The sequence below is a fragment of the Hyphomonas sp. genome (assembly GCF_022844445.1).
Taxonomy (GTDB): domain Bacteria; phylum Pseudomonadota; class Alphaproteobacteria; order Caulobacterales; family Hyphomonadaceae; genus Hyphomonas.
On record NZ_JALHLS010000011.1, the window covers coordinates 79,755 to 89,444 of the forward strand.

Sequence of the window (9,690 nt, forward strand, 5' to 3'; positions counted from 1 at the left end):
GCCGGGCACTCTTCCTTTGACGTGTGGAGTTACACGCCACGACGCATTGCGGGATTCCTGTCCCTGTCCTCGAAGCGCCACGCACGTGAGGCGGCACAGTCGCTTTCGATCGCCGCCCTCGCGGCGCGGGGAGAGCCGAAGGACATCAAGCGCCAGCACAAGGACCTGACGCGCGAATGACCAGGATCCTCTACCGCTCGGAACCCGGGATCTTCGAGGGGGCGTTCATGGCCACCGGCGAAGCAATGGAACGTGCGGCACAAGCCGCCGTCAAGGCCGCGGGTGAACAGGCGAAGGCGGACGGGAAAGCCAACATCCTGTCGGCAGGCCTCGGCACCCGCTTTGCCAATGCGCTTCGTCTCAACGTCTATCCGAAGAAGGGCTCGAGCCTTCGCGCGGCAGCCCTGATCTATCACAAGATCCCCTATGCCGGCGTGTTCGAGGAAGGTGCCACCATCCGCGGGCGACCAACACTCTGGCTGCCATTGCCCTCGACGCCTCAGAAGTACGGCCGCTACAGGCTGACCCCTGAGCGCTACAGCAAAGAGATCGGCCCCCTTCAGTATGTAAAGCGGCCGGGCAAATCCCCGCTGCTGTTCGCCAAGGTCAAGTCGACGAAGAGCGGCAAGGGATCGAGAGTCACACTGTCCCGGCTCAAGGCCGGAACCCGGGGTCAGGGCAAGACCACGGCGGTCCCGATCTTCGTCGGCATCGACAGCGTCAAGATCCGCAAGCGACTCGACATCACCGGTATCGTTCGCAAAGCCCGTGACCGGCTGGCCGACCTTTATGCTGAGAACATGCGGAGCGAATGATGGCAGGCGGCCGCAATGTGATCAGCCAGTCGATAAGGCTCGAGGGCGGGGAAGAGATTCTCCGCCAGCTGCGGAGCTTGGGCGAGGAAGGTGAGCGCTCGGCCCAAAGGCTTCAGCAGGCCTTCGGCCGTGTGGCACTCGGCAACAGTTTTGCAGCGCAGTTCGCCAGGCTGCGCATGTCCTTTGGTGAACTGACGACTGCTGGCGCCAGGGTCGCAACAAGCTTCACCGGCCTGACGCGGGGCCTGAGCGACGTCGGCACGGCCTTCTCCTACACCACGAGCCGCATTGCGCTGTTCACCGCCGCTGCCGTCGGTGCGGCCTATGCAGCCACCCGGTTCTTTGCCGGCGCACTCAACCGCGCCGATGAACTTGGCGACCTTGCATCCAGTCTCGGTGTTACGGCCACGCAACTGCAGTCATTGCAAGCTGCTGCAAAGGTCGCGGGCGTCGAGGCCGGCACGCTGAACCGCGGCTTCATCAGCATCGGCGAGGCTCTGAGCGAGCTACAGGCGAAGACGCAAGGGGCTACCTCTGCAGGCAGCGACCTCAACGACGCCTTGGGCCAGACCGCCGGTAGCACGGTGAAAGTCATTGGCGGATTTGACAGCTACGGCGCAGCTGCCGCCAAGAGTGCCGGTGAGACGAAGAAGCTGTCAGAAAGCGCCAGGGCGCTGGCCGGCATCCTCAACAACGTCGGGCTCAAGCCGGGTCAGATCCTGCCGATCGATGCCTTCCGGGCGGTTGCCGACCAATTCGCCCGGATGCAGGATGGCGCGCTCAAGACCGGTCTTGCCGTCGATCTCTTCGGCAAGAGAATCGGGCCGTCCCTCATCCCGCTGCTCAACATGGGCTCAACGGGGATCGCGAAGTACGAGAAGGTGCTGGCGGATCTCGGGCTCACTGCTACCAATGCCAGCACGGAAATCGCCGGCAAGGCCACCGATGAACTGGCCTTCGTCGGCTTCCTGTTCGAGCAATATGCCAACAAGTTCGCCACCCTCGTAGCGCCCGCCATCATCAATGCCACCGATGCCATTCTCAATGCGCTGAGGAGCAATTCGGGAAAGATCAGTGCTATCCTGCAGCAGATGGCGGCGGCATTGTCCTCAGTCATCGTCGATGTGGTGAATGTCATCTCGGGGCTCGATGATGCATCGATCGAAAACAAATGGCTGCTCGACATCCGCGATGCGGCGCTCGCCGTTCGCGACACCTTCGTCAATGTCCTCATCCCGGCCTTCCAGCTAATCCGGAATCAGGCGCAACTTGTGGCATCCGCCTTCAACCTCATCTTCGGAACGCAACTGACGGGAGATGCGGTCCTGATAGGTGCGCTTGTGCTGAAGCTTGTCGGCGGATTCCGCCTGCTGTTCAGTATCGTGAACGTCGGCGTGCAGGCCATCATGCTTCTGGTCAACGCGCTGCGCTTCATCGGTCCTTTGGGAGCGACCATAAGCATGCTCTTCCAGACGATCGCCGCCGGCATCGGCCTGGCGGTCCGTCTGCTGCCTGCACTTGCTGCATTCCTTTCGCCCACGGGCCTCATTGCCGCCGGTGTCATCGCGCTGGGTGTCGTGCTGGCCAGCTTCTGGGACGAGATTGTTGCAGGTGCGACCGCTGCATTTGATGGCCTCACCGCACTCTTTGGTGCAGTCTGGGATGGTCTGACCGCTGTTGCACAAGCCGCCCTCAGTGGTCTTACAACGGTTGTTACGGATACGTGGACGGGAATTGCTGCCGCCACGCAGGCAATCTGGGCCGGGTTCACAACGGTTTGGAGCGATCTCTGGCTGGGACTGACGACGGTCGTGTCTGATGCGCGAGCTGGTCTTATTGCCGTGGTGACGGCCATTTGGACGGGCATTACCAGTACGGTGGCGCTCGCGCGCGAAGGCCTGTTTGCCGCTGCAACACTGACCTGGAGCGCCATTGCCGAAGCGGCGACGGGTGTTGCCACACTCATTCAGCCGATCTGGGATGGCCTGGTCACGGGTGCCACGGCGGCCTTGACCGGCTTTGCCGAACTCGTCCTGCAGGCGTGGTCGGGTGCCACGGAAGCTGTCGTTGCCAGTGCGGAAGCCATTCAGGCAGCAATCACCCGCGCAACCGAAATTGCAGGCGACATGGAAGGTGCTGCTGCACTCGCAGAGACACTTGTGCAACCTTTCATCGACGCTGCAGCCCAGATCGAGCAGATCATGGGTACTATTCCCCAAATCGCGGAGGCAGGTTTCAGTGCGGTCGCCGCAGTAATCGATCAGGCGGCAGCGCGGATCCAGCAGGCGATTGCTGCCATTCTGGCCTCGATCCGGGCGGCAATCGCCGAGGCTGCGCGGTTGCGGTCGCAAGGCAGCAGTGGTGGCAGCGGAAGCAGCAGCAACTTTGCTTCAGGTGGTTATGTCTCCGGCCCGGGCTCGGCAACCTCCGACAGCATTCCGGCGTGGCTGTCGAACGGTGAGTTCGTCATCCGCGCTGCGGCCGTGCGTCGCTACGGTGTCCAGTTCCTGGCGGCCCTCAATGGCATGCGGCTGGGCAACTCTGTCAAGGGCGCTGCTCCGGGCTTTGCACTGGGTGGACTGGTCGAAAGCTTTAACCGGTCGATGCTGAATGCCGCGCCCGTGCCTGTGCCGTCGCTCAGCGGCGCCGGTGGTGCCTCGCTGCCAGGCAAGAGCTTCGACCTGGTGATCGGTAACGAGCGCTTCTCGAACCTCTTCGCGCCCGAAGAGACGGCCGAGCGGCTGGTGCGTTTTGCGGATGCGCGAAAGGCCCATTCCACCGGCCGCAAGCCAGGCTGGTACGGAGCCTGAGATGTCGGACACGCTTCTTGTTCTCACCGGCATCGGCATCCCGGCGTATTCGGCGCGCGGATTGACCCAAACGCTGCAGCCCATCGAAGCCGCGGGCAGCCAGCGTCGCACGGTCAACGGCACACTTGTTGATCTATCGCTGTCTCAGTTCCGCAAGTACCGCTCGACCATCCGCTGCTCCGACATGGAAGCGCCGGCCCTCGACGGCATCTGGCCGGGGCTCGTGGTCACCGTCGACTGTGTCGTAGAGCTCAGTTGTCCGTCTTCAGCGACACCTGCAAAGACTGTCGTCCCTGGCTCGCAGCGGCTGCAGGGCAGCTTCACATTCTATCGACCGCGTCTCGTCATGCAGGTGATCGACCATTCCATCGAGAAGAACGAATGGGGTGCTGTCACCGGCTGGACGCTTGAGCTTGAGGAAGTCTGAGCATGGCGTTCACCTTCGCCTGGGTCGATGAAGGCGAACCGTTCGCCGCGCGCAATGATGAGGACGTCTTTGCCTTCGACCTGTCGCATCTCGAGGGCGAGTTCGCGACGCTGAGCATAGAACTGCGCAATCCGCGTGTGGGCCTGTTGACTGCAGGCCGCAAGCGCTGGTGCTGGTTCGGTCTTAATGGAACGCCCTTGTTCAAGGGCCGGCTAACGGCACTGCCAACGAACCTGCGTGAGGAGATTGTTACCCTCAGTTTTGTGGCAAGACCGTCCGACTATATAACGAGAAAGAAGGCCGTAGCAGAAACCATGCGGGTGTTCCCATTCTATGACCCCCTGTGGGTGGCTGAAGAGGCGAGGGAAGATCCCGACATCGTCCTCGAGGCAAGGCCGGAACTCTGGCACACCGACCGCATCACACACGAAGTGACATCCTCCAGTCTCATCGAAGGTGAGGATGGTACCATCGAGCTCGGCGGTGATGTTTTCCAAGATGGGGTTAGTATTGCCTTCAAGGGTGCGCCCCTGCGCAAGGTGCGGGTGGAGGCAACCTGCCAGTGGACACAGCTCGGCGCCGGCCGCGTCGATATCAGCAAGCAGATCAAGAAACTCTTTCCCGCCGACCGGGTGCAGAGCCTGACGTCCAAGGGACTGCTCGATGAGTGGCCAGAAGAGGGCGACAAAATCGGCTCCGGCTGGACCTTTGGTCCCTGCAGCTGCAGGGGCGACGCCAATCCTCTATCGATGCAGAGTGTTCTGACCTACACACGGTCCGGGCGCTGGATCCGCTTCTTCATCATCGAGCTCCTGCAGTCGACGACACTTGTCTACGACTCCAGCCGCACACTGATCGAACGGATCACCTTCGAGGTCACCTGCGACACGCAGGAAATCATGTCGGCGGCCGATGATGAAGAGGCTGTGACGATCACGCTGCAAACGGAGGATGTTGACAAGCCTGTCGATCCCGGAGGGCTGACACCGGTCCGCGATCCCCGGCGCCCGTCGTTCTTCCCCACGGACCGTGGGCTGCAGAGCATCTCGTATCTCGTCGCACTGGCGCGTGCCGAACTGCTGGCCCGAGCGCGGGCCGTCGAGATTTCATTCGAGACATCGTTCGAGAACGGTCTCGGCCTCTCCTGCCGCAAGAATATCCGGATTGCGGACCCGCGGCTGCCCGGCGGAGAAGCGCTCGGCAAGGTCGCAGGCTACTCGCTGATCCTCAGCGGTGATACCGGACAGGCATCAACCCGTGTCCTGGTGGCCTGTACTGTGGGCAAGGGCGGAAGCCTCAGCCCCCAGGAAGCAATATCCGCCTATGTCGAAGGTTACGTTGATCCCGGTTATCAGCAGACTTCAGGCGGACAGATCGGGTTCGAAACAGGAGACGTGATTTACGGCGCTCCTGAGGTTGACGTCGATGGCTATGACGGCGTCGACTTCTTCAACATGACGCCGGGCACCGTCATCGCGGATCTCTCCCTCTACAATGACCTCGATGACCAGCGCGCCATCGTCAACCTGACCTGGCCCGACATCAATGATGTTGTGGCAGCGCTCGCACGCGCACCGACCCAGATCGACATGACGTTGGTCCCGCTCGAGGGTGGTCCATTCCAGACGGATTACAGCCTCGCCGTCGAGCCAGTCCTGGTGTCGAAGACCATCGACCTCGAAGCGTCCGCATGAGCAAGGACCCTCACTGACATGCCGTCACCCGTCCTGAGCTATAACTTCTTTGCCGCGATTGCCGAGCGCCGACTGGCAAAAAGGCTGTCCCGCATTCCGCCCGAGAACGAAGACCTTGCTGCCAATGTGCGCTGGGGTGGCCCTGGTGACGTGGGCCAGCCCATCCCCTGGACCTATTACAGCTGGCCCCGCAATGAACCCGAACCTGATGACGAGCCTGAGCCGCAGGAACTGACCATCAATTACAACGAGGTCAGCCGCGAGACCGACAAGGTCCGTGTCGAAAACCCCGAGGACAAGGAGATCTACGTGATGGTGGAGCGTATCAAGTCCATCACGTTTTCGACCAGTGGCGACGGGAACCAGCGCAAGTTCGTTCTCAAGTGGTGAGAGAACATGCCTGGCACAGACTCCGATCCCGTTCGGCTAGACCCGTTCCAGACGATCAAAGAAGTTGCCTGGGCCTCGGACACGCTGCTGTCCATACGATACGACTGGTTTGGCAGCGGCATGCGCGATCTCGACACCGTGACAGGTGTCGGGAGCCTTGAGGAGATTGGCTATGGCTATGGCTCCGACATTTATGATGGCGACAAGGGCGTCGTCTACTGGGGCGGCGATACCACTGGCTACAACGGGTCAGAAACCATTGATGTCTGGGGCCGGCACGTCCGCAAATTGACGGGCTCCAAGATCATCAGCGTGCGCTGTGCAGCCCATTGGTATCCGCAAGACGAGGGCCCGGCGCTCGTCACCATTACCATCGACAGCTACACGGGCGTCAAGTACCCCAGCACCAATGGCAAGTCGAAGCAGAGTTTCACCAAGACCATGACGATTTCCGCGCACTACGACAGTCCGCAGGCCATGGCGACGGTGCAGTTCGACACCCTCAAGGGCACCTTCACGGTCTCCTGAATCCCTTCCCCCTGAGTAACAAGGAATGAACCAGCATGGCGATCGTTTATCGCACGGCGGGCGCGTGGGGTCCTGGCGTCGGGCAGAATCTCTCTGCCGCCCAGGTCGACGGCAACTTCCGGCATCTCGACCAGCGGATGACCGGCCTCGAGGACAATCCGCCCCAGGCCGTCAGCATTTCGAATGTCACATCGACCGGCGCCACCATGACAGTGCATTTGACCGACGGGTCAACCATCGGTCCGCTGGTGCTGCCGGTTGCCGCCTTCTACGTTCACGGCGAGTGGCAGCCCAACACGCCTTATGCCCTGAACGATGTGTTCCGGCAGGGCAATGCGGCCTATGTCGTGCGTGTCGATCATACCAGTGCTGCCACATTTGACCCGGCCCGCGCGATCTCTGGCGAGAGCGTCTACCAGCTGATGACCTACGGCTTCGAATTCCGGGGGCTCTGGCAGCCAGCGACCGCCTACCGTGCCTATGATTTCGTGCGCGATGCCGGCGGCAGCGTTTACATCGTCCGGCAGGACCATGAAAGTGCAGCGAGCTTTGATGCCGGCGCAATCAACTCCAACAATGAGCCGCTCTACGACCTGGTCTTCGCGCAATATGTGCCGCCGCCGCAGTATGTGACCATCGGCGCTGCTGTATCCGGCAAACCATCAACTGGCCAGGTTGTTCTCATACCAATCACGCGCGCGCTGACGCTTGCAGCTGGTGCGACAAGTTCTTACGCCAGCGCTGCAGTGGCTGCGACGGCAGAAGCTGACATCACGATCCAGAAGAATGGCATCGCCATCGGCATCGCGCGCTTTGCCGCGGCAGGCACGGCCGCCAGCTTCGTTGGTGTTGCCGAGACGGCCTTCGTGGCGGGGGACCGGCTGAGTTTCGTGTTCCCGGCCGGTGCCGACGTGACACTGGCCGACATCGGGATTGCTCTCCGGTTCACGGAGGGCTGAGTCATGGCGACCTATGCACTTGCCGACGGCAACAATTCCGCCATCTCCGATGACGATGGCATTCATGCGAACGGCATCTTCACGGTTCCTGCTGCCTGGAACGGCCGCAAGGTCCGGATGCAGTTCCAGACCCTCTCGGAAATCCCCGGCGCCACGCTTTATCTGACACTCCTCAATGGCTCTTCCTATGATGGGGCTGCAGCGCAGTATGCCGAGGACGTCAATTCGCCCGACCGCATCAATGCCGTCAGTGCGCCGGTGGTGGTGTCAGCGGGTGACCAGTTTGCTGTCAGCGGGACGCTTGGTGCGTCGCCGCTATCATGGCGGCAGGTTGAGGTTTTTGCTGCCGGATTGCAAGGTGCGCTGGTCAGCCGCTCTGCCTCCGGCTTTGGTATCGGCACTGTTGCGACTGCGGTTGAATGGAACAACGAGACCTATGATACCGGTGGGTACCACGATAACGGCGTCAATCCTTCACGGCTGACGGTTCCGGCAGGATCAAGCGGCCTGGTCCGCCTGAGTGTCGGACTTGAAGTCGATGCGGGCGGACAGCTCTATGCGGAACTCCGCAAGAATGGCGCCTATGTCAGCGGGTTGTGTTTCCGGGCCGATGTGCAGGCGACTGCGCTGACGGCGGTCTCGCCGCCTGTCGCGGTGACGGCAGGAGATTTTTTCGAGGTCTATGCCAACACGAGTGCAGCATCGAATCTGCTGGCAGACAGCAATTGCTGGTTTGCGATCGAGGAACTGCCGTCTGATCTCAAACATGCCATTGGCCTGGTGACGTCCAACCAGGCGATCCCGTCAGGGACCACCTATACCGGCGGCATCAACATGGACGCGGAGGTGGCTGACACAGGCGGCTGGTTCAACGCTGGCGATGATCACTTCACGGTGCCCGCCGGGATCTCGAAAATCCGTTTCGGCTTCTCAGCCCAGATGAACCAGAGTCTCGGCTCCATGTATGCCAGCATGGGCAAGAATGGTGCGACGGCAAGCAACATTGGTGCGGGCTTTGCACAGCATGCCGCAACCAGCGACGGCATCGATTACATGCATGGCTGGTCAGGTATTCTCGATGTTGTGCCAGGTGACGTCTTCTATCCCATTGCCGCGACCAATGCCGGCGGTACGTCAATTGCATCCCCTTCCTTCTGGTGGGTCGAGGAATACCGGGCGCCCGACGATATTCCGGTGGTGCTGGAACCAGGCGCCGGGGTCCTGGCCCTGACGGGCTACACACCGCTCGTCTCCGGCGCCGATACCGCACGCAACAGAGTCACAATCTTCATCTATTGAGGTTCCCATGGCCGCCGGCCCTTTCACGCTATTTGACTCGTTCAAAGAGAAGCTGGGTAATGGTCTGATTGATCTCGACACATCGGCGTTTCGCATGACGCTGCATGGCGCCGGTTACACGCCATCGGGTACCGATCATGCCGTGTTTGCCGACACCAGCAACGAACTCGCCACTGCCAATGGCTACACGGCTGGCGGTGCTGTCCTGACGGCGAGCTGGACGCGCATTGGTGCGAGTTGCAGCTTCACCTGTGATCCAGTCAGCTGGCTGGCATCGGGCACAGGCCTTACTGCACGTGTCGCTGTTATCCATGCTGTTCGCTCCGTCAGTGACAATCCACTGGTAGGTTACGTGCTGCTTGATGCCTCTGGTGCAGCCGTTGCCGTTACGGCTGGTAATACGCTCACCATCACGCCGCATCCGAACGGGCTGTTCACGCTGACCTAAGACCAGCGGGACCTCAAGTCTCGACGTCCGACTTTGCCTCATTCGCAACGCGAGGTCCTCATCATGACCGAACTTGAACTCGAACTGCTGATCGTGCGGGCCGCTGCGGCTGGCGCCAGGAAAGCACTGGCTGACGTAGGCCTTCACGATGAGGACGCTGGCAAGGATGTCCAGGAACTGCGTGGCCTGCTCGAAAGCTGGCGGGACACCAAGCGCACTGTCACCCAGACCATCGCCCGCATCATCACCGGCGCCATCCTCTTCGCCCTCGCAGCAGGCGCCTGGTTGCATCTGGCCAACCGCAATCCATGACAAGGAGA

Annotated in this window: 11 protein-coding genes; all 11 read left to right on the plus strand. The window is 61.3% G+C overall.

Annotation, left to right across the window (positions count from 1 at the left end; genetic code table 11):
* Positions 1-21: 21 nt before the first annotated feature.
* A complete protein-coding gene (locus Q0C17_RS13070; protein ID WP_291207087.1) occupies positions 22-180 on the plus strand; it encodes a hypothetical protein in 159 nt (52 codons plus the stop codon).
* Complete coding sequence (locus Q0C17_RS13075; RefSeq protein ID WP_291207090.1) at positions 177-815, plus strand: DUF6441 family protein; 639 nt, start codon at positions 177-179, stop codon at positions 813-815. Before Q0C17_RS13070 ends, Q0C17_RS13075 begins: the two co-directional genes overlap by 4 nt.
* Positions 815-3,625, plus strand: a complete 2,811-nt coding sequence (locus tag Q0C17_RS13080; RefSeq protein ID WP_291207093.1) for a hypothetical protein — start codon at positions 815-817, stop codon at positions 3,623-3,625. The genes Q0C17_RS13075 and Q0C17_RS13080 overlap by 1 nt, the downstream gene beginning before the upstream one ends.
* Before the next feature lies 1 nt (position 3,626).
* Positions 3,627-4,052 carry a hypothetical protein gene (locus tag Q0C17_RS13085; RefSeq protein ID WP_291207096.1) on the plus strand — a complete coding sequence of 142 codons (426 nt, stop codon included), beginning with the start codon at positions 3,627-3,629 and terminating at the stop codon, positions 4,050-4,052.
* A gap of 2 nt (positions 4,053-4,054) precedes the next feature.
* Positions 4,055-5,746, plus strand: a complete 1,692-nt coding sequence (locus tag Q0C17_RS13090; RefSeq protein ID WP_291207099.1) for a hypothetical protein — start codon at positions 4,055-4,057, stop codon at positions 5,744-5,746.
* An 18-nt stretch (positions 5,747-5,764) separates the two neighbouring features.
* A complete protein-coding gene (locus Q0C17_RS13095) occupies positions 5,765-6,136 on the plus strand; it encodes a hypothetical protein (RefSeq protein ID WP_291207101.1) in 372 nt (123 codons plus the stop codon).
* A 6-nt stretch (positions 6,137-6,142) separates the two neighbouring features.
* On the plus strand, positions 6,143-6,664 hold the full coding sequence (locus tag Q0C17_RS13100; RefSeq protein WP_291207103.1) for a hypothetical protein: 522 nt from the start codon (positions 6,143-6,145) through the stop codon (positions 6,662-6,664).
* Between the two features lie 35 nt (positions 6,665-6,699).
* Positions 6,700-7,623: a hypothetical protein gene (locus Q0C17_RS13105; RefSeq protein ID WP_291207105.1), complete on the plus strand. Its 924-nt coding sequence runs from the start codon at positions 6,700-6,702 to the stop codon at positions 7,621-7,623.
* Between the two features lie 3 nt (positions 7,624-7,626).
* Positions 7,627-8,922 carry a hypothetical protein gene (locus Q0C17_RS13110; RefSeq protein WP_291207108.1) on the plus strand — a complete coding sequence of 432 codons (1,296 nt, stop codon included), beginning with the start codon at positions 7,627-7,629 and terminating at the stop codon, positions 8,920-8,922.
* A gap of 7 nt (positions 8,923-8,929) precedes the next feature.
* Positions 8,930-9,370, plus strand: a complete 441-nt coding sequence (locus tag Q0C17_RS13115; RefSeq protein WP_291207111.1) for a hypothetical protein — start codon at positions 8,930-8,932, stop codon at positions 9,368-9,370.
* 63 nt (positions 9,371-9,433) lie between these two features.
* A complete protein-coding gene (locus Q0C17_RS13120; RefSeq protein ID WP_366914823.1) occupies positions 9,434-9,682 on the plus strand; it encodes a DUF6127 family protein in 249 nt (82 codons plus the stop codon).
* Positions 9,683-9,690 lie beyond the last annotated feature (8 nt).